General features: G+C 68.0%; 18 protein-coding genes, 1 tRNA gene and 1 riboswitch. Of the genes, 6 read left to right on the top strand and 13 right to left on the bottom strand.

Features of this window, described 5'->3' with window-relative positions; translation table 11 throughout:
• Positions 1-74 precede the first annotated feature (74 nt).
• From pnuC to CGZ91_RS07875, 6 genes are all read right to left on the bottom strand, one after another.
• Entirely contained in the window at positions 75-794 is a 720-nt protein-coding gene (gene pnuC / locus CGZ91_RS07850; RefSeq protein ID WP_229116499.1) for a nicotinamide riboside transporter PnuC, read from the bottom strand.
• 110 nt (positions 795-904) lie between these two features.
• Positions 905-1,033, bottom strand: a riboswitch (FMN riboswitch).
• A gap of 41 nt (positions 1,034-1,074) precedes the next feature.
• Positions 1,075-2,301: a cysteine--1-D-myo-inosityl 2-amino-2-deoxy-alpha-D-glucopyranoside ligase gene (gene mshC / locus CGZ91_RS07855; protein WP_094453951.1), complete on the bottom strand. Its 1,227-nt coding sequence runs from the start codon at positions 2,299-2,301 to the stop codon at positions 1,075-1,077.
• A 58-nt stretch (positions 2,302-2,359) separates the two neighbouring features.
• A complete protein-coding gene (locus CGZ91_RS07860; RefSeq protein WP_229116500.1) occupies positions 2,360-3,142 on the bottom strand; it encodes an SCO1664 family protein in 783 nt (260 codons plus the stop codon).
• A gap of 25 nt (positions 3,143-3,167) precedes the next feature.
• Positions 3,168-3,728 (bottom strand): DUF3090 family protein, encoded by a 561-nt coding sequence (locus CGZ91_RS07865; RefSeq protein WP_094453955.1) that lies wholly within the window; start codon positions 3,726-3,728, stop codon positions 3,168-3,170.
• Positions 3,729-3,737: 9 nt separating this feature from the next.
• Positions 3,738-4,427, bottom strand: coding sequence for an MSMEG_4193 family putative phosphomutase (locus tag CGZ91_RS07870; protein ID WP_094453957.1), 690 nt, complete (start codon positions 4,425-4,427; stop codon positions 3,738-3,740).
• The gene (locus CGZ91_RS07875; protein ID WP_179229271.1) at positions 4,424-4,963 is read right to left on the bottom strand and encodes a flavin reductase family protein; all 540 of its coding nucleotides are present in this window, start codon (positions 4,961-4,963) and stop codon (positions 4,424-4,426) included. The genes CGZ91_RS07870 and CGZ91_RS07875 overlap by 4 nt, the downstream gene beginning before the upstream one ends.
• 154 nt (positions 4,964-5,117) lie before the next feature.
• On the opposite strand from CGZ91_RS07875, the gene CGZ91_RS07880 reads away from it, so the two are divergent.
• Together CGZ91_RS07880 and CGZ91_RS07885 are read left to right on the top strand one after the other, a co-directional pair.
• Complete coding sequence (locus CGZ91_RS07880) at positions 5,118-5,939, top strand: undecaprenyl-diphosphate phosphatase (protein ID WP_094453961.1); 822 nt, start codon at positions 5,118-5,120, stop codon at positions 5,937-5,939.
• A 113-nt stretch (positions 5,940-6,052) separates the two neighbouring features.
• On the top strand, positions 6,053-7,012 hold the full coding sequence (locus CGZ91_RS07885) for an aldo/keto reductase (protein ID WP_094454180.1): 960 nt from the start codon (positions 6,053-6,055) through the stop codon (positions 7,010-7,012).
• A 40-nt stretch (positions 7,013-7,052) separates the two neighbouring features.
• On the opposite strand, the gene CGZ91_RS07890 is transcribed toward CGZ91_RS07885, so the two are convergent.
• Together CGZ91_RS07890 and CGZ91_RS07895 are read right to left on the bottom strand one after the other, a co-directional pair.
• Entirely contained in the window at positions 7,053-7,265 is a 213-nt protein-coding gene (locus CGZ91_RS07890) for a DUF5703 family protein (RefSeq protein ID WP_094453963.1), read from the bottom strand.
• A complete protein-coding gene (locus CGZ91_RS07895; protein ID WP_094453965.1) occupies positions 7,266-8,597 on the bottom strand; it encodes a M20/M25/M40 family metallo-hydrolase in 1,332 nt (443 codons plus the stop codon).
• Between the two features lie 91 nt (positions 8,598-8,688).
• Here CGZ91_RS07895 and CGZ91_RS07900 point away from each other — a divergent pair.
• Positions 8,689-8,778, top strand: a tRNA-Leu gene (locus CGZ91_RS07900).
• Positions 8,779-8,999: 221 nt separating this feature from the next.
• Positions 9,000-10,991 (top strand): N-acetylmuramoyl-L-alanine amidase, encoded by a 1,992-nt coding sequence (locus CGZ91_RS07905; protein ID WP_179229272.1) that lies wholly within the window; start codon positions 9,000-9,002, stop codon positions 10,989-10,991.
• A gap of 1 nt (position 10,992) precedes the next feature.
• On the opposite strand, the gene dprA is transcribed toward CGZ91_RS07905, so the two are convergent.
• The 3 genes from dprA to CGZ91_RS07920 are packed head-to-tail and all read right to left on the bottom strand — an operon-like array spanning position 10,993 to position 14,044.
• Positions 10,993-12,114, bottom strand: coding sequence for a DNA-processing protein DprA (dprA, locus tag CGZ91_RS07910; RefSeq protein WP_094453969.1), 1,122 nt, complete (start codon positions 12,112-12,114; stop codon positions 10,993-10,995).
• Positions 12,114-13,637, bottom strand: a complete 1,524-nt coding sequence (locus tag CGZ91_RS07915) for a YifB family Mg chelatase-like AAA ATPase (protein ID WP_094453971.1) — start codon at positions 13,635-13,637, stop codon at positions 12,114-12,116. The genes dprA and CGZ91_RS07915 overlap by 1 nt, the downstream gene beginning before the upstream one ends.
• Positions 13,628-14,044, bottom strand: coding sequence for a YraN family protein (locus CGZ91_RS07920; protein WP_094454182.1), 417 nt, complete (start codon positions 14,042-14,044; stop codon positions 13,628-13,630). The genes CGZ91_RS07915 and CGZ91_RS07920 overlap by 10 nt, the downstream gene beginning before the upstream one ends.
• A gap of 101 nt (positions 14,045-14,145) precedes the next feature.
• Here CGZ91_RS07920 and CGZ91_RS07925 point away from each other — a divergent pair, with 101 nt between their 5' ends.
• On the top strand, positions 14,146-17,073 hold the full coding sequence (locus CGZ91_RS07925; RefSeq protein WP_094453973.1) for a DUF3427 domain-containing protein: 2,928 nt from the start codon (positions 14,146-14,148) through the stop codon (positions 17,071-17,073).
• Positions 17,074-17,141: 68 nt separating this feature from the next.
• Positions 17,142-18,164 carry a DMT family transporter gene (locus CGZ91_RS07930; RefSeq protein ID WP_094453975.1) on the top strand — a complete coding sequence of 341 codons (1,023 nt, stop codon included), beginning with the start codon at positions 17,142-17,144 and terminating at the stop codon, positions 18,162-18,164.
• Here CGZ91_RS07930 and CGZ91_RS07935 read toward each other — a convergent pair.
• Together CGZ91_RS07935 and CGZ91_RS07940 are read right to left on the bottom strand one after the other, a co-directional pair.
• Positions 18,143-18,454, bottom strand: a complete 312-nt coding sequence (locus CGZ91_RS07935; protein WP_094449649.1) for a DUF2469 domain-containing protein — start codon at positions 18,452-18,454, stop codon at positions 18,143-18,145. The genes CGZ91_RS07930 and CGZ91_RS07935 overlap by 22 nt on opposite strands.
• 12 nt (positions 18,455-18,466) lie before the next feature.
• Positions 18,467-19,180 carry a ribonuclease HII gene (locus CGZ91_RS07940; RefSeq protein WP_094453977.1) on the bottom strand — a complete coding sequence of 238 codons (714 nt, stop codon included), beginning with the start codon at positions 19,178-19,180 and terminating at the stop codon, positions 18,467-18,469.

Raw genomic sequence — 19,180 nt, forward strand, 5'->3', positions numbered from 1 at the left:
CCACCGGATCGAGAAGCATGACAGCCGCGCCCGATTTCGGGCGCGGCTGTCGCGTACTGCCTGCGATGTCGCTCTCAGCTCTGGGCCGGCGTCGGCGCGGCCACGTCTTCCTCGACCACCTCATCGGTGGGCGGCATCTCCTGGCGCCTCGCTGAGCGGCGCCACAACAAGAAGCCCACCAGGGCGTTGAGGCCGTAGAGGGCGTACATGATGGCGGAGGGGTAGAACCCGCCCATCACCAGCAGTGGTACGCCGACCGCGTCCACGGCGATCCAGACCAGCCAGAACTCCACCCAACCGCGGGCCATGCCGTAGGTCGCGAGGATCGATCCGATCAGGATCCAGGCATCCGAAGCGGGGCCCCAAGATCCCAGCGCGGTCAGGACGAAGTAGAAGACGACCCAGCCGACCGCGGCCGCCACGACCAGGAACACCCGTTCCTTGGCCGTCGCGAGCCGGGGTTGGACGCCTCGGTCGGACTGGGTGCGGTGCCGGTACTGCCACCACCGGATCCAGCCGTACACCGAGACTGCGGCGAAGAAGACCTGGCGGCCGGCCTGTCCCCACAGGTCAAGGTCCTGCGGCGTCCAGAAGACACCGCCCAGGAAGACCGTGAAGAGCAGTACGTTGCCGATGATGCCGATGGGCCATGCCATCACCTTGCGATTCATCCCGAGCAGGGCGCTGGCGAGTCCGAAGACGTTGCCGACAATCTCTCGCCACAGGATGGGGTGCCCGAGCCCGATGTCGAGCTGGGCGTTCAGCAGGTCGCTGAACAGTTGACCGAAGTCCACACTCACTCCTTTTTCTGAGCGTGCGGACCGGGTGAGGGAGCTGGATCAGCGGCCCGGAAGTCACCAATCCCGATGCACCGCAGTGCGCCCCGCGGGCGTCACCCGATGCATCGCGTGTTCCTCCCATCCGGACTCTCACCGTCGGTCTCGGAATTTCACCGAGTCAACCGGCCACCGAGGTGGTCGGGTCGCGGACTGTCACCGCCGGTGCGGAATTCCACCGCCCCCGGAACACACGAAACTGGTTCGTTGCCCTGCACTCTACTCCCCGGTCAGGGGTTCAGAGGCGTACGCCCAGCAATGCATCCACCGCAGCGCCCAGCAGGGCGCTGTGCTCACTGCTCGCCTCGGTGCCCGGTGTCGCCTCGGCCCAGGCGTCGACCGCCGCCAGCGCCGCGGCGGCATCCAGGTCATTGCGCAGCGCGGCCCGGACGGCCGCAATGGTGTCGCTGGGATCAGCCCCCGGCCGCGCCACGGCGGTACGCCAGCGCTCCAGTCGGGCCATCGCCTGCTGCAGCAGTTCCTCGGTCCAGCTCCAGTCGGTGCGGTAGTGCTGGTTCAGCAGCGCCAGCCGGATCGCCATCGGATCCACGCCACGGGCTCGCAATTCGGAGACGAGGACCAGATTGCCTTTGGACTTGGACATCTTCTCGCCGTCCAGGCCGACCATGCCGCCGTGCGCGTAGTGCTGGGCCAACGGACCGTCGAGGACTTCGGCGTGAGCCGCCGACATGGAATGGTGCGGGAAGACCAGGTCGGAACCGCCGCCCTGCAGGTCAATGTCGGCGCCCAGTCGGTGCTGACAGATGACGGCACATTCGATGTGCCATCCCGGCCGGCCCGCGCCGAGGCTGGAGGGCCAGAACGGTTCCCCGTCGCGCTTGCCCTGCCACACCAGCGCATCAAGCGGATGACGCTTGCCGGGACGTTCCGGGTCGCCACCACGTTCGCCGAACAGGGTGAAGGCCTCCTCGCGGCCGAGCGCCACCAACGGCACCTCTTCGGGATGGTCCAGCGCGAAGTACCAGTCCTCCTCGACCTGGTAGAGACGTTCCCGGGTCCGCTCGTTTGCCTCGTCGATCAGGCCGATCGACTCCACCGCCCCGACGAAGTGCTCCGGCGGCAACACATTCAGCGCGGTCATGTCCTCGCGGAACAGTTGGGTCTGGTCCAACGCCAGCTGCTGCCAGTCCACACCGGTGGCGGTGGCCCGTTCCAGCAACGGATCGTCGACGTCGGTGACGTTCTGGGCGTACGCCACCGCCAGGCCCCGGTCCCGCCAGACCCGGTTCACCAGGTCAAAGGCGACGTAGGTGTTCGCATGCCCCATGTGCGTCGCGTCGTAGGGGGTGATGCCGCACACGTACATCCGCGCGGTGCCGTGCTCGGGGCCGACCTCCTGGAGCTCTCCTGCCCGGGTGTCATGAAGCCGAAGGGGGGTGGGGTCCTCACTTCCCCCGGGGATCTCGGAGACGGGACGAGGAAGCGGAACAGACCACGACTGCATGGCTCTCAGCCTAATGCGCCCGGCCAATGGCGGAGGCCGTGACCGCTGCGGGTGAACATCACAGTGGCGGCCACGGAATCGCGGGCCAACCCTGGCCCGGTTGTGGCAGCCGGTCCTGCTCCACCACCCCGGCGATGCGGGCCGCCAGCGCCTCCAACTCCGGCTGGCTGAGCCAATCGTCCAACTGTTCGACGATGTGGCCGGCGCGGTCCAGCAGGGTGCGTTCGTCAGCGGTCAGCGGCTCGCCGGCCCACCCCCACAGCACGGTGCGCAGCTTGTCCTCGGCGTGGAAGCAGAGTCCATGGTCGACTCCGTACGCCGTCGCAGGCGCCCCGACCAGATGCGCGCCCTTGCGATCGGAGTTGTTGGTGATGGCGTCGAACAGAGCAATCCGACGTAACCGTGGCAGGGCCCGGTGGGCCACCAGCAGCGGGTTGCCCGCCCCGTCCTCGGCCTCGAAGATCGGCATCCAGCCGGGCCGCAACGCATCCGGGTCGAAGACGTCGACCGCCGGTTCGACCAGATCTTCCTCGGAGGTCTCCACCCACAGCTGTGCCGAGCCCTCCCCCAACGGCCCATCGACCGGCACCGTGCAGGGCACCACCTCGAAACCGGCCCGGTGGGACAACTCAAAGGCGGCGATCTCGCGCCAGGCCAGAGTGCCGTCAGGAAAGTCCCACAGCGGTTTCTCCCCGGATCGGGGCTTGTAGACCCACCGTTCGGAATCGGCTTCGATCAGGAACGTCGCGTTGGACGCCTCGGTCAGTCGGCCCAGGATGCGTACCTCGGCCGACTCGAGATTGCCAGCCCAAGCAGGGTCGTGTGGGGCTGGTGCTGGCACCGCAGTTGCCGGACGTGCCGAGGGGTCAGAAGAGCGGCTTGCGGTAGCCATTGGCCCGCGGACAGATGTGGCCACCGGGGTCGAGCGGCTGGTTGCAGAACGGGCAGGCCGGGCGGCCAGCAGCGACGAGCGCCCGGGCCCGGTCGATGAACTCGCGTGCCCGGGAGGGTTCAATCTGGACCACCAGCACCTCTTCGGCCGAACTGGTCGTGGCCTCCAACAGCTCGGCCTCATCGGCATCGTCGGTCTCGACGACATCGGTGACCGAGAACATCTCGATGACAATCTTGCTGACCTGCGGATCCCAGGCGATCGTCATGGTGCCGACCCTGAAGTCCTCGGTGATGGGGACGTCGAGGGGATCGTTGTCGCTATGACCGCGCGGGGGATCATCGCTGGCCGTCACCAACGACACCACCTTTTCGAGGTGATCGGCCAGCACCTGCACCTGCTGCTTCTCGCAGGCGACCGAGGTGAGCCGGCTGCCTTCCCGCACCTGCAGGAAGAAGGTCCGCTCCCCCGGCTGCCCCACGGTGCCGGCGACGAACCGGTCCGGGGACTCGTAGCGATAGGAGAAGTTGGCCATGGACGCAGCCTATCCCCTCGCCCCAGCGCCAGTGCTGCCGCCAACCGTTGCCTCGGCCTCGGGGGCGGCCGGGATCAGGTCCACCAGCGAGCCCACGGTGCGGTTGAGCGCGACCAGCCGGGACTGGCCCTCGTGCAAGCTGACCAGCGACAACGAGGCCGGGTCGACGTTGATGCGCTGGAAGCCGTCCAGGTGGATCCCCAACGCATCGGCCAGGACTGCCTTGATCGGGTCGCCATGGCTGACCGCCAACCACACCGCCGCCGGGCCGTTCTCGGCGGTGATCCGAGCGTCCACCTCGGCGATCGCTGCCACCGCCCGGGCCGACATCTGCCGCAGCGACTCCCCACCGGGGAAGGCGGCCGCGCTGGGGCGCTGCTGCACGGTTCGCCACAGCGGCTCCTCGGCCAGTTCCTTCAGCGGTCGGTTGGACCAGTCGCCGTAGTCGCACTCACTCAGGCCCGCAACCTCACTCACCGCCAGCCCGGTGGTGGCCGCGACCGCGTCGGCCGTCTGACGGCACCGCAGCACAGGGGAACTGACGATCTCGACCAGTCCGACCGAGGCCAGTTCCCGGGCCACGGCTGCGGCCTGCTCGCGGCCAGTGGCGTCCAACTCGACCCCTGGCGTACGTCCGGCCAGGACCTTGGCGGTGTTGGCGGTGCTGCGACCATGCCGCAACAGGATCACGGTGCTCATCGGGCTCCTTGGCTGTCGATGGTTGGCTTGCGGGACTGGCCCCGAAGGTGCACGAGCGGCTCCGGCGGCAGCGCCGGCACCTCGATCGCCTCAATGGCCCCCTGGACTCGCCAGAACCAGCCGCTGCTGCCCGGCTCAGGATCCCGGCGTACGCCGAACCAGGCCACCGCATCGGTCAGGCGAGGTCCCCAGTCGGTCATGATCCACTCCCCGGTGCGGAATCGGCCGCCCGGAGACGGCGCGAGGTCGGCGAAGACCTCGGCCAGCTGCTGCTGTCCCCGCGCCAGCACGTTGACGCTGAAGCGATCGGCCTCGGCGAGCGCATCGGCGAAGTCAGTATCACGGTCCAGCAGTCCGACCACTTCGGCGGGATTGCCGTCGGCCACCATCAACGAGGAGACCGTCCAGCCATACGCCCGCGGCAACTCGCCACAGGTCCACACCGTCACCGGCGCAGCCAACTGACCGCGCAGCCGTCGCAGCGGTTCGCGCAGCTCTGGCGGAGTCGCGAAGGGATGGTCCTGATGGATCGTCACGCCCCCCAGTCTGACCCACCGGCCAACCACGGTCGGAGCCACCCGGGCCACCGCGCCGGCCCGCAGGTGGTTGCCCGAAGGCGCTCAGGCATTACGCTCCTTGCGGGGTTCGGTCAGCGGACCCGGACACTGCCGAACCTCAAGGAGCACGCCGATGTCATGGTGGGAAGCCATCATCCTGGGACTGGTCCAGGGCCTGACCGAGTTTCTCCCCGTCTCATCCAGCGCCCATCAGCTCATCGTGGGCCGGCTTTTCTTCGAGGGCCGTGACCCGGGTGCGGCGTTCACCGCCGTCACCCAGCTCGGCACCGAAACCGCAGTCGCGGTCTATTTCGCCAAGGACATCGGCCGCATCATCAAGGCCTGGTGTCTGGCCCTGGTCGGCAAGATCCCGCGCGACGACGCCGATGCCCGGCTCGGCTGGCTCATCATCATCGGTTCGGTCCCGATCGTTCTGTTGGGGCTGCTCTTCGAGGACATGATCGATTCGACGCTGCGCAACCTGTGGGTCACCGTGGCGGTGTTGGCCGGATTTGGTCTGTTCCTCCTCTTCGCTGACCGGACCAGCAAGCAGACCAAGGACCTCAAGGATCTGAGCTGGCGTGACGGTCTCATCCTGGGCGGCTTCCAGGCGCTCGCGCTGATCCCGGGCGTATCCCGGTCCGGCGCCACCTGGACCGGTGGCCTGCTGCTCAACTACAAGCGCGAGGCGATCACCCGCTATTCCTTCCTGCTCGCGCTGCCGGCGGTGTTCGGATCGGGGCTGTACAAGCTCAAGGACATCGACGCCGCCACCACGGCCTGGGGCCCGGTGATCGTCGCGACGGCGATCTCCTTCCTGGTCGGCCTGGCGGTCATTGCTTGGCTGCTGAAGTGGGTCAGCCACAACAACTACACCCCGTTCGTGATCTACCGGGTACTGCTCGCGATCGTCCTGGCCGGCCTGCTGGCCTTCGGTGTGATCGCAGCCACCTGAACCGCGAGCGAGCCCGGCAATGAATGGCGCGAGGCTCTCCAGGAGGCGTACGCCGTCGCCAACGGCTGATTCGGAACGCCCGTCGCCCCACCCGTTAAGGTCGCTGCGTGAAGATGCGACGAGTCGGTGCCAGTGGACTGTCTGTGGGGCGGGTCGGGCTGGGCACGCTGACCTGGGGTCGGGACACCAGCCCGGAGACCGCCGCGGCCCTGCTGCGTGACTTCACCGAGGCGGGCGGCAACCTGGTCGACACGGCTGCTGCGTACAGCAACGGCGAGGCGGAACGCATCCTGGCGGCCGCGATGAAGGCCAACCACCTGCACCGTGAGGATCTGGTGCTGGCCACCAAGGCAGGTTTCGGCGTACGCCAGGGCGAACGCACCGTGGACACCTCGGCCAAGACCATGCTCGCCGACCTGACGGCATCCCTGCGTCGCCTTGAGACCGACCACGTGGACCTGTGGCAGGTGCACGCCTGGGGCGGCGCACCGCTGGCAGAAACCCTGGCCGCGATGGATCGTGCGGTGAGCCTGGGCATGGTGCGCTACGTCGGCATCTCCAACTACGTGGGCTGGCAGACCGGAGAGGCGGTCACCTGGCAGCGAGCGGTGCCGGGCCGCAATCCGATCGTGAGCTCGCAGGTCGAGTACTCGCTGCTGGCGCGACGAGCCGAGTTCGAGGTGCTGCAGGCGGTCCGCGCCTACGACCTGGGGTTTTTCCCCTGGGCGCCGCTGGGGCGTGGCGTGCTGAGCGGGAAGTACCGCCAGGAGACGCCACGGGGTTCCCGCGGCGCCTCACCGCACTTCGCGTGGTTCGTCGACCCCTACTTGACGCCGCGCAACCGCAGCATCGTCGAAGCGGTCGCCCGCGCCGCCGCCGGCCTGGAGCTGGATCCGGTCCAGGTGGCGTTGCTGTGGGTGCGCGACGCGCCCGGGGTCACCGCACCGCTCGTGGGGCCACGCAACACTTCCCAGTTGGCACCGTTGCTGGCTGCGGAGTCCGCCACGTTGCCGGCCGAGATCATCGCCGCCCTCGACGATGTTTCTGGGGGCCCGGTCCAGGGCCGCGAGTAATCGGCTGGCAGATCCATCCACCGGCACCACGGCGCCGCCCTCACAACAGGGTCGAGTCCAGCGTCGGGCGTACCCGAATGATCTTGCGGCGCACCCACACCTCACGCGTGCCGTCGCGGTAGCGCCGGAGCCGTTGCAACTCCCACCCGCCGTACTCGGCCTCGTCGGTCAGGATCCGGCGCACCGCGTTGAGCCCGACGGTGCGTTCGATGCGCACCCGTCGGGTCTCGTACTCAACCGGATACTTCGGCAATCAGGCCTGCTCGAGGAAGTGGTCGAAGACGCGAGCTCCGAACTCGAGTGACGCGGTGGGCACCCGTTCGTCGACGCCGTGGAACATCGACACGAAGTCGAGCTCGGCGGGCAACTTCAATGGCGCAAACCCGAGGTGGGTGATGCCGAGCCGGGCCCAGCCCTTGGCGTCGGTGCCACCACTCATGAGGTACGGGATCGCCTTGCCGTGAGGGTCCTCCGAGCCAATCGCGGCCTGCATCGCGGTGACCAGGTCACCGGCGAACTCGGTCTCCACGGCTGGCTGCCGGTTGATCATCTCGTAACGGACCTTCTCACCGATGAGTTCCTTGATGGTGCTGAAGAACTCCTCCTCATAGCCGGGGATGAAACGGCCATCGACACCGGCGGTGGCTTGGCTGGGGATCACGTTCACCTTGTAGCCGGACTCCAGCATGGTCGGGTTCGCAGAATTGGCCATGGTCGCGCCGACCATCCGCGAAATGCTGCCGAGCTTCCGCAGGGTCGGTTCGACGTCGTCGTAGTCGAGGTCGACCTCGAGCGCCTCCGAGACGTTCTCCAGGAAGGCCTGCTGAGCCGGCGCCAGGCGGTTGGGCCACTGGTAGTTGCCGATCCGGCTGATCGCCGAGGCGAGCTCGGTGACGGCGTTGTCATCATTGCGGAAGGAGCCGTGGCCGGCATGACCGTCGGCGATCAGCTTGAGCCAGGCGATGCCCTTCTCTGCGGTCTGGATCAGGTACAGCCGCAGATCGTCACGGATCGTGATCGAGAAGCCACCGACCTCTCCGATCGCCTCCTTGCAGTCGGCGACGGTGTCGGGATGGTTCTCGACCAGCCAGACCGCACCCTTGACCGAGCCGGCCTCCTCGTCGGCCGTGAAAGCCAGCCGGATCGGGCGCCGGGTGGGTCGGTTGGTGCGGACCCGGTCCCGGATCACCGACAGCATCATGGCGTCGAAGTCCTTCATGTCGACCGCGCCGCGGCCCCAGACGCAGCCGTCCTTGATCTCACCCGCGAACGGGTCGACGCTCCACTGGTCGCGGGCTGCCGGCACCACGTCGAGGTGGCCGTGCAACAGCAGCGGCGGCAGCGAGGGGTCACAGCCCTCCGGTTCCCAGTTCGCGATCAGGGTGGTACGCCGATGTTCGGACTCGTAGAGCTGGGACTCAATGCCGACCTCATCGAGCTTGGCGGCAACGTACTCAGCAGCGTCACGTTCGCCGGGGCCGTCGTCATTGCCGTAGTTGGAGGTGTCGATCCGGATCAGCTCCGAACAGAGCTCCACGACTTCGGCGTCCGGGCGGGCAACGGTGCTGGCATCAGGGCTGATCATGGGGTCATCCTGCCACCCTCGCCGATTTGCCTCCTCCCCGCGCTCGCCTGCTAAGCTTCCGAAGCTGTTGCAGGCGAGGCAGCACACCCTTGTCCGGGTGGCGGAATTGGTAGACGCGCTAGCTTGAGGTGCTAGTGACCTGTTGAGGGTCGTGGAGGTTCAAGTCCTCTCTCGGACACCAGCGATGGTCGCACCAGCCCCTGGTCCTTCAGGACCAGGGGCTTTGTCGTCCCTCCGTGGGGCCCACTGAGCTCAACCCCTACTTGAAACCGGACATGGCCGGATCCCGGGGTCGGGATTAGCCTCATGATCACACCAGTCCCATGCGTCCCGATGACCACTGCTGCCACAACTGTGGCGCCGGCATCGGGCTTGGGCCCGCGGCCCCTGGAAGGATCCCCTGTGCCGAAGCTTCGTTCGGTCCTCGTTGCCATCACCTTGGCCCTGCTGGCGCCGCTGTTCGTCGTGACCGGTGCCGCAGCCCAGGACGAGTCCACGCCCATCGAACGCATCGACCTTCCGACCGCGAGCTCCGGTGAGCAGGTGGCCGGCGAGCTGCGCCAGAACAAGGTCGATCCCTTCACGCTGGTCGCAGTGACCTGGCAGGGATCGCTGCGCGCCCTGGACGCCGAGGTACGCGTCGATGGCGAGGACGGGTGGTCCGACTGGCAGCAGCTGACGTTGAGCGAGGAGGCCGAAGGCGAGGCGCGCGGTGGCAGTGAGCCGCTGTGGGTGGGGGAGGCGACCGGCTTCGAGGTACGCCTGCGTGGCACCGGTGCCGCGTCTGACGTCCAGGTCAGCCTGATCCGCTCAGAGACTCGCAGCACCGACACCCAGCAGCGGCCACAGGTCCAGCGCCGGTCCGCTGCCAACGGGGCGGCTCAGCCCGTCATCACCACGAGGGCCCAGTGGGGCGCGGACGAGAGGCTCATCACCCCCGACTGTGTCGCGCCGAACATCGCCAGCACCCTGAAGGCTGGTGTCGTGCACCACACCGCCGGCTCCAACAACTACACCGCAGCCCAGGCCGCGGCCCAGCTACGCGGCATCTACGCCTACCACGTACGCGACCGTGGCTGGTGTGACATCGGCTACAACTTCCTTGTCGACAAGTACGGCAAGATCTACGAGGGTCGCCATGGCGGCATCGACAAGCCCATCATTGGCGCCCACGCGGGCGGCTGGAACACCGCCACCGTCGGAGTGTCGATCATGATGAACTCCGACACCATGAAGCCGACCGACGTCTCGCTGGAGGCGATGGTCTCGGTGTTCGCCTGGAAGTTCTCCCTGCACGGCATCGATCCGCTGGGCAAGACCACCCTCAACGGTCGCACCATCAACACGATCGAGCCTCACAAGGCGCTGACGGCCACCGACTGCCCCGGCGTCAACCTCAGACCCAAACTGGACTGGATCCGGCAGCGTACAGCGCAGTTGATGGGCACCGGCGAGGAGCCGGACAGGTCGCCGATCTCCGACCGCTGGGCTGCTGAGGGCGGTGCCAACGGACCGTGGGGTGCCATGGTCGGCGGAATCAAGGAAACCGCCGATGGCGGTAGCTGGGCTGACTTCGCCAACGTCACCGCCTATGCCTCGCCGACCGGTGAGATTGCGGTGGTCCAGGGTCGGATCCGTGACCGTTGGAAGGAACTCGGCGGCGCCACCAGCGGCCTGGGTCTGCCCCGCAGCAACGAGACAGCCGGGCCGCACGGATCCCGGGTGACCACCTTCGAGCACGGCCGGATGATCTGGACGTTGCCCACCGACGCCCAGCCGATCTATGGCTGGTTCAACAGCAATTACGACCGACTGTCCAATGCCGTCGGTGTCCCGACCAGCGGCGAGTACCTGCGTCAGGGTCGCATCGTGCAGGACTTCACCCGCGGCCGCTTCTATCTCACCAACGGCTCCCTGCATGCCGTCTACGGCACCATCTGGGACCGCTACAACGCGATGGGAGCCGACGAGAGCGCGCTGGGCCTGCCGGTCAGCAGCGAGGAGGCCGGCCCTGCTGGGTCGCGGCAGACCCGGTTCGCCAACGGTTGGATGGTGTGGCGGATCGACACTGGCGCCCAGCCGGTGCTCGGTTGGTTCGGCGCGAACTACGAAGGCCTCAGCACCGCGCTCGGCGTGCCAACCAGCGGCGAATACCTGCGGCAGGGCCGGATCGTGCAGGACTTCGAGAACGGCCGGATCTACCTCAATGGCAACCTGGCTGCGGTCTACGGCCGGATCTGGGACCAGTACGCCGCCATGGGCGCTGACCAGAGCTGGCTGGGTCTGCCGCTGGGCAGCGAGGAGGCCGGCCCGAATGGGTCCCGACAGGTCCGCTTCGAGCACGGCACGCTGCGCTGGACCCTGTCCGGTGGCGTGACGATCCTGGTGAGCTGAGTCAGCCGATCGAGTTGGGACGCAACCGCCACCCCCAACTCGGTCGGTACTCGACCAAACCCAGTTCCTCGAGTTCCTGCAGCCCCGCCATCACCGCCCCGGCCGACTGACCAGTCCCCAAGGTCAGGTCCGAGATGGTGCAGCCACCGCGCCCTGGCACCGCCTCGAAGATGGTCAACAGACCCGGATCGAGCTGATCGACCGCGGTGGCGGGCTGGGACTGCCACTCCAGGGTCTCCTCCCCCGCTGGTGCAGTGGCCTCGCCAATCTCGGCAGCGGAGGTGACCAGCAGCGCCTCCCCCGCGCGGATCAGGCGGTGCGGGGTCTCCGACATCCCCGACTCGATCGAGCCGGGCACGGCCATCACCGTACGCATCAGGTCACTGGCCCATCGCACCGTGTTCCGGGCGCCGCTGCGATGCGCTGCCTCGACGATGACGGTGCCCCTGGTGAGCGCAGCGATGATGCGGTTGCGCGCCAAGAATCGCATCCGGGTCGGATGCGCACCGGGCGGCAACTCCGAGACGATCAGGTGATCCTGGGCGATCCGACCCAGCAGCGCTGCATTGCTGGCCGGATAGGCCTCATCGACGCCGCAGGCCAGCACCGCCACGGTGCCGCCACTGCCCAGCAGCGCACCTCGGTGGGCGGCCGCATCAATGCCGTACGCCGCTCCCGAGATCACCGTGCGGCCTGTCTCTGACAGTTCCAGCGCCAGCTCGGCGGCGACCCGGGAGCCGTACGGGGTCGCTGCCCGGGATCCGACGATGGCGATCGCGTCGCCGCTGGCCCGGGTCAGTGACCGTTCCCGGTTACCACGCATCCACAATCCCACCGGCACACCCCCCAACCGTTCCTGCCACGGGCAGGTGGCGAGATCGTCCAGGCCGGCCGGCCAATCCGGGTGGCTGGGCGTGATGAAGCCCACGCCGTCACGCTGGGCTGCCTCCCAGACCCGTTCGGGGTCGACGTCGGCCATTCGACGTGCAGCGCTGTGGTCGCTGTCGGGCAGGGCGTCCCACACCTCGACCGCACCCCGCTCGGTGACCAAGGACAACATCGCCGCGTCGCCAGCTTCCAGCACCAGGCTGAGCCCGATCCGAGCCCGCAGATCCTCATCCATCACGCTGCTTCCTCCTCTGCTCTGCGCAGGCCCAGTGCCTGTCGCACCTCGGCTGGGCCGGGCACGTCGACTCCGGCCAGGTCGGCCAGCGTCCACGCCAGCCGCCACACCTTGTCCAAGCCGCGGGCTGACAGTTGCCCCACCCGTACGGCCCGATCCACCACCTGCAGCCCGGTCGGCAGCGGCAGATGGTTGCGCAGATACGGGCCCGGCACCTCGCTGTTGGTGCGCCAACCAGTGCCGCGTAGGCGACGTTCCTGCCGTTCCCGGGCCTCGCCGACCCGCTGTGCGACCGTGGCCGAACACTCCGGCTGCTCGTCGGCGGCGATCGCGCGCGGCTGCGGCACCAGCTGTTGGTGGATGTCGATCCGGTCCAAGATGGGACCGGACAACCTTTCGGCGTAGCGCCGGACCGCGATCGGCGTGCATCGGCACTGCCCGCCGCGTTGGCCGGCCAGCCCGCAGGGACAGGGGTTGGCCGCCAGCACCAGCTGGAACCGCGCCGGATAGATGACCTGCTGGGATGCCCGGGCGATCACCACCCGGCCCGATTCGAGCGGCGTACGCAGCTGCTCCAGAGCCCGGCCGGGAAACTCGGCCGCCTCGTCCAGGAAGAGCACTCCCAGGTGGGCCCTCGAGATGGACCCGGGCCGGATCTGACGGGCTCCGCCGCCGACCAGGCTGACCGGCGAGGCCGAATGGTGCGGGTCCGCATAGGGAGGCCGGCGCACCAGCTGGTGCAGCGGGTCGCCCAGCATCGAGTGGATCGCCGACACCTCCAGGGATTCGGATTCCGTCAGGTCCGGCAGCAGCCCCGGCAGCCGCTCCGCCAGCATCGTCTTGCCGACCCCGGGCGGGCCGTGCAGGAACATGTGGTGACGTCCCGCGGCGGCGACCTCCAGCGCCCACCGTGCCTCGGGTTGGCCGCGCACGTCGGCCAGGTCCGGCACCGGGTGGTCCCCCGGGTCGGGTGGCGCGGTCCCGATCGTGGGCATGTCCGGTGGCGCGCCCTCCCCCTTCAGGAAGGTGATGAGTTCGCTCAACTGGCTCACGCCGACGGCCCTGATGCCGGACACCAACCGAGCCTCGGTCGCCTGGTCGGCCGGCACCACCACCCGCTCGATGCCGAGCCTGGCAGCCGCGATGACCGCGGCCAGCAGTCCGCTGACCGGGCGTACCCGGCCGTCCAGCCCCAACTCCCCCAGGAAGCACCAGCCCTGAAGCCGTTCCGGCTCGACCGCACCGGTGGCGGCGAGCACGGCGGTCACGATCGCCAGGTCGTAATGGCTGCCGCCCTTGGGGATGCTGGCCGGGGTGAGGTTGATGGTGACCAACTGTTGTGGCCAACCACCGCCACTGTTGGCCACGGCAGCCTTGCAGCGGTCGCGGGCCTCATAGAGGGCGGTGTCGGGCAGCCCCACCAGCACGGTGCGGGGCAGGCCACCGCCGGTGGCCGCTTCGACCTCGATCAACTGCCCGTCCATCCCGGACAGGGCAACCGACAGCGTGGTGGCTAGCCCCATGCCGAATCCAGCCCTGTGAGGTGACTGACCCGCGGTTGCCGGCCCGGCTCCCACAGCACCCCGATGCCGTCGATCCGCATCTGAACGTTGGCGGGATGCTCACACATGTAGGTCCCTGCCAACAGCCGTAGCCGGTTGAGTTTCTCATCGGTGATGGACTCCATCGGGTCGCCGAACCCAAGCCCGCGCCGGGTCTTCACCTCGACGAAGGCCAAGATCGGGCGAGCGGGTGGCACCGTGCCGCCGCACTGGTCCGCGTTGATGAGGGCGATGATGTCGAGCTCACCGTGGCGACAACGCCAGTTGCGCGCCACGATCTCGGCTCGGTCGCGTTCGAGTAAGTGGCGTTCGGCGAGGTCTTCCCCGCGGACGCCCAGCTGGATGTTGTGGTTCGTCACATCTGACATCAGCGGTACCGGATCAGCGTTTTCGTCGGTCACCGGTGAATCTGTGGACAACTTCGGTCCTCTTCCTGCCTGTGGACGACCGGTCCGGCTAGCCTGGCGGAGTGACCCATGACTTCGGCGTACGCGACGACGCGGACGCTGCCCGGAACTGGCAGCAGCGCTTCCGGGCCGACGTCCAGTACGGACTGCTCGACCTCGCCAACGAGGCACCACGGCTGCACCATCCGCACCTGGTGCTCAACCACCTCGACGGCACCGTCCAGCACGAACTGGTGGAGCAACTACGCCGCTGCGACAGCTTCACCTTCTCGGTGGCCTTCGTCACCGATGCGGCGGTGGCCCAACTCAAGCAACACCTGGTCGACTTCACCGGGACCGGCCGGATCGTCACCTCCACCTACCAGGACTTCAACTCGCCACGCGCCTTCGCCGAGCTGCTCAACCTGTCCCGACACAGCCGCATCGAGGTACGCCTGCACCAGGCCAAGGGCTTCCACCCCAAGGGCTATCTCTTCCACAGCCGCGACAGCACCACCGCCATCATCGGCAGTTCCAACCTCACCAGTGCAGCGCTGTCCGCCAACCATGAGTGGAATGTCGCCGTCTCGGCGACCCGGCGCTCCGATCTGCATCGCCAGCTGGACCGGCTGATCGCCGAACAGCTGGATCATTCCGACCCTCTCACCGCTGACTGGATCCGGGACTACCAGGCCAGTTGGTCACCGCTACCGGCTCGCTTCACGGAGGCACCACGGCCGCTGTCTGATCCCGCGGCCGATGTGAACTCTCACGACTTCGCGATCACCCCGAACCGAATGCAGCGTGATGCCCTGCTGGCGCTCGACCTGGCCCGGGCCGAGGGCGCTCGTCGGGCCATCATCGTGTCGGCCACGGGCACCGGCAAGACCATCCTGTCTGCCCTCGACGTCCGCGCCGTGGCGCCCAGGCGGCTGCTCTTCGTGGTGCACCGCGAGCAGATCCTGGACCGCACCATCCATGAGTACCACCGCGTGCTGGGTGGCCCCCGCAGCGATTACGGCAAGCTCACCGGCGGAGCCCGGGAACAGGACCGCCGCTACGTCTTCGCCACGATCCAGACACTCGCGCGGCCTGATGTGCTGGCCACCATCGCGCCCGAGGCCTTCGACCACGTCATCATCGACGAAGCGCATCGGGCGGGCTCTGCCAGCTACCAGCGGGTCATCAACCGGCTCACCCCTGACTTCCTGCTCGGCATGACCGCCACACCGGAGCGCACCGACGGCTTCAATGTCTTCGAACTCTTCGACCATGTGGTCCCCTACGAGATCCGACTGCAGCACGCCCTCGAAGCCGAGATGCTGGTGCCCTTCCACTATTACGGCATCGCCGACGTGGCCGGCATCGACGAACACGCCGACCTGCGTCGGCTCGTCACACCCGAACGGATGGACCGCCTGGTCACCACCCTGGAGGTCTACGGCCAGGCCGGTGTCGCACCGCGGGGGTTGATCTTCTGCAGTCGCACCGAGGAGGCCCATCAGCTCGCTGAGGCCTTGAACCAGCGCACCCTGCACGGTCAGCCGCTGCGCACCCGCGCGTTGACCGGTGCTGATGCGGTGGCATTCCGGGAGGAGCAGGTGGCCGCCCTCGAGAACGGTGAACTGGACTACCTGCTGACCGTCGACGTCTTCAACGAGGGCGTCGACATCCCCAGCGTCAACCAGGTCGTGATGCTGCGGCAGACCACCTCGGCGATCGTGTTCGTGCAGCAACTCGGCCGCGGCCTGCGGCTGGCGCCGGGCAAGGACTACCTGGTGGTCATCGACATGATCGGCAACTACGCCTCCAACTTCTTGATCCCGGTGGCCCTGTTCGGGGACGAGTCGCTCAACAAGGAGGCGCTGCGGCGCCAACTCACCGAGACCAGCGCTGCCACCGGCCAGGTGCCGGGATTGTCCAGCGTCAGCTTCGACGAACTGTCCCGGCAGCGAATCCTACGGGCCATTGGCTCGGCCCGGCTGGACAGTTACGCCACCTTGCGGGTCGCGCTGCGGACCCTGCAGCGGCGGGTCGGCGGCGTACCCCGGCTGTGGGACTTCCATCGCTTCGAGTCAGCTGATCCGGTGCTGTTGGCCACCCGGGATGCCAACTACCCCACCTTGGTACGCAAGCTGCTCAAGGTGGACTCGGGCCTCAGCGAGGACGCCGATCGGGCGCTGGCGCTGCTGTCGCGGGAGGCGATGGCGGCCAAACGACTCCACGAACTGGTGTTGCTGTCATTGCTGTTGGACCAGGGCGTGGTGCGCTGCGAGGAGATCTCCCCGGCCTTCGCCGCTGAGGGGCTCCTGACCGGCGCCACGGAGGTCACCTCGGCGATCGACAGTCTCGCGTTGCGCGGCTACAACGCCAAGGACACCGCGGCGTACCGCTCCCCGATCATCACCGAGCTGGACGGCACGCTGCGCCTCGGTGAAGTCGTACGCCGGGAGTGGCAGGCCTCCGAGCCGTTCCGGGTGGCCATCAAGGACCTGCTCCGGACCGGGCTGGCCGTGAATCGGGAGCGCTACCGGGCCGATCGACGCTTCACACCTGGCCGCCAGTACACCCGGCGCGACGCCGCGCGGATCCTCGGTTGGGGCACCAAGGTCGCCTCGACGGTCTATGGCTACCGCACCGATCCCGGTCGCGGCGTGGCGGCGCTGTTCGTCACCCTCGACAAGTCCCCCGATGTTGCTGCCCGACAGGCTTACCACGACCAGCTGCTGGATCGCAGCAGCATGCGTTGGTACTCCCGCAGCAACCGCACTCTGACCAGCGGCGACACCGCCCCGATCGCCGACGGCATCGATCTGGAGGTCTTCGTCAAGAAGGACGACGCCGAGGGCGCCGAGCACTACTACCTCGGCCTGGCGCACGCCACGAGCTCCCGCGAGACCGAGCTGCCCACCCCGACCGGACCGCTGCCCGTGGTCGAGTTCGTCCTGCACTTCGACGACCCGATCCCCATCGGGCTGTACGACTACTTCACGCTGCTCACCGACCCCTGACCCGCACCCCCTGACCACCACCTGGGTCACGAATCTGTCATGGGTGGAGTGAGGCGTAGGGTCGGTGGGTGACCCAGAACAACTCCTCCCGTGCGCAGGCTGCGCTGGCGATCTTTCCCGTGCTGTTGGGCGTGCTCAGCGCCTCCCAGGCCCGTATCAACGGATCCTTGGCCGATCGGGTCGGGCACGGACTCATCGCCGCCACCATCTCCTTCATCGTCGGTCTGGCCTCGCTGGTGGTGCTGGCCGTGGTCAACCGCTCCGGACGGGCGGGAGCCGCCCGGATCTGGCGGGCCGTCCGGGAGCGCAGCGTGCCGTGGTGGGCCTTCACCGGAGGTTTGTGCGGGGCGACCTACATCCTCGCCCAGTCCATGTCGGTGCCGCTGCTGGGCGTGGCGCCCTTCATCAGCGCCATGGTGCTGGGTCAGGTGATCGGGTCGATGTGTTTGGACGCCTTCGGCTGGTTGGACCTGCCCCGCCATCCCATCACCACCAATCGGATCATCGGTGCAGTGGTGATGGTGATCGCCGTGTTGATCGTTGCCTGGGGCAAGCCGCTGTCGGTGGTGGCCATCGCGTTGCTCGCCCTGGGCGTGGTCTCCGGCATCGCGTTGTCGGTGCAGATGGCGGCCACCGGACGGCTCAATGTCGTCAGTCAGGAGGGCATCGGCCCCTCGCTGGTGAACTTCCTGATCGGCACCGCCGTGCTGCTGGTGGTGTCCTCCGTGGGGGTGGCGACCGGCCTGGTGCCCTTCCACACGCCTCCGACCGATCCGACGAGCATCTGGTTGTACGTCGGTGGTTTCGTGGGCGTGGTCTACATCATGGCGGTGGCGTTGTTCGTACGCCGGGTGGGCGCCTTCGTCCTCACGCTGGGGATCGTGGCGGGTCAGTTGCTCGGTTCGCTGCTGTGGGACACGCTGACCGGCAACTTCAACTGGCTGATGCTGATCGGCCTGCCGCTGGCCTTCGCCGGGATGGTGATCGCCAACTTCCGGGCCGGCGCCAGGCGTACCGACAACCGCGCCGCCGACCAAGATCAGGCCGCATCGGATCAGGCCTCGTCGGGTCAGGCCTCGTCGGGCACCTGAAGGTCGTTCTGAGCAATCTCCTCGATGGAGACGTCACGGAAGGTCAATACCTTCGCGCTCTTGACGAAGCGGGCCGGACGATACATGTCCCAGACCCAGGCATCGCCCATCGACACCTCGTAGTAGACGTCGCCACCCTCGGTGCGGACCTTGAGGTCGACCGCGTTGCACAGGTAGAAACGACGCTCGGTCTCGACCGCGTAGGTGAAGATCCCGACGACGTCCTTGTATTCCTTGTAGAGCTGCAGCTCGAGCTGCGTCTCGTACTGTTCCAGGTCCTCTGCGCTCATGGTGAGACCACTCTAGCCCTCGTCGGCAGGTTCGGGGTCCCGCAGCGCTGCCGGGAGGGCAACGCCGTGTTTGCGGGCCGCCTCGCGGACGTTGCGATACCGCATCCGGTGTTGCGCCGAGGGGCCGTGCGCGGCCAGCCGTTCCTGGTGCAACGCCGTGTTGTAACCCTTGTGGATCTCGAATCCGTACGCCGGCAGCTCGGCGGCCATCTGGGTCATGATTCGGTCCCGGGTCACCTTGGCCAGGATCGAGGCTGCCGAGACGCAGGCGGCGACCTGGTCGCCCTTCCACACCGCCAGCGATGGGCAGCCCAGGCCGGGCACCTCGAAGCCGTCGGTGAGGGCGAACTCCGGGGTGATCTCCAGCCGGTTGACGGCACGCCGCAGCGCCGCCAGGTCGGCCTCGTGCATGCCCAGCTGATCGCATTCGTCAGCCTCGATCCGCACCACGGCCCAGGCCAGCGCCCGCTCCTGGATCTCGTCGTGGAGGCGCTCGCGGGTGGCGGCCGTCAGCTTCTTGGAGTCGTCCAGGCCGGCGATCGGACGTTTCGGATCGAGGATCGCCGCAGCTGCGACCAGCGGTCCGGCACAGGCGCCACGGCCGGCCTCGTCGGCACCAGCCACCGGGCCCAGGCCGGCCCGGTGCAACGCACGTTCATAGCCGTACGCCGAACCTCGGCGTACCACGAAACGCTGCCGACCGGCGGCAGCTGGCAGCGGGCCCAT

This window comes from Parenemella sanctibonifatiensis, assembly GCF_002250565.1.
Classification (GTDB): domain Bacteria; phylum Actinomycetota; class Actinomycetes; order Propionibacteriales; family Propionibacteriaceae; genus Parenemella; species Parenemella sanctibonifatiensis.

Coding starts and splice junctions, on each gene's coding strand:
- mshC (WP_094453951.1), bottom strand. CDS start 2,301: ATGCAGTCGTGGTCTGTTCCGCTTCCTCGTCCCGTCTCCGAGATCCCC.
- CGZ91_RS07865 (WP_094453955.1), bottom strand. CDS start 3,728: ATGGCCAACTTCTCCTATCGCTACGAGTCCCCGGACCGGTTCGTCGCC.
- CGZ91_RS07870 (WP_094453957.1), bottom strand. CDS start 4,427: ATGAGCACCGTGATCCTGTTGCGGCATGGTCGCAGCACCGCCAACACC.
- CGZ91_RS07880 (WP_094453961.1), top strand. CDS start 5,118: ATGTCATGGTGGGAAGCCATCATCCTGGGACTGGTCCAGGGCCTGACC.
- CGZ91_RS07885 (WP_094454180.1), top strand. CDS start 6,053: ATGCGACGAGTCGGTGCCAGTGGACTGTCTGTGGGGCGGGTCGGGCTG.
- CGZ91_RS07895 (WP_094453965.1), bottom strand. CDS start 8,597: ATGATCAGCCCTGATGCCAGCACCGTTGCCCGCCCGGACGCCGAAGTC.
- dprA (WP_094453969.1), bottom strand. CDS start 12,114: ATGGATGAGGATCTGCGGGCTCGGATCGGGCTCAGCCTGGTGCTGGAA.
- CGZ91_RS07915 (WP_094453971.1), bottom strand. CDS start 13,637: ATGGGGCTAGCCACCACGCTGTCGGTTGCCCTGTCCGGGATGGACGGG.
- CGZ91_RS07920 (WP_094454182.1), bottom strand. CDS start 14,044: ATGTCAGATGTGACGAACCACAACATCCAGCTGGGCGTCCGCGGGGAA.
- CGZ91_RS07935 (WP_094449649.1), bottom strand. CDS start 18,454: ATGAGCGCAGAGGACCTGGAACAGTACGAGACGCAGCTCGAGCTGCAG.
- CGZ91_RS07940 (WP_094453977.1), bottom strand. CDS start 19,180: ATGGGCCCGCTGCCAGCTGCCGCCGGTCGGCAGCGTTTCGTGGTACGC.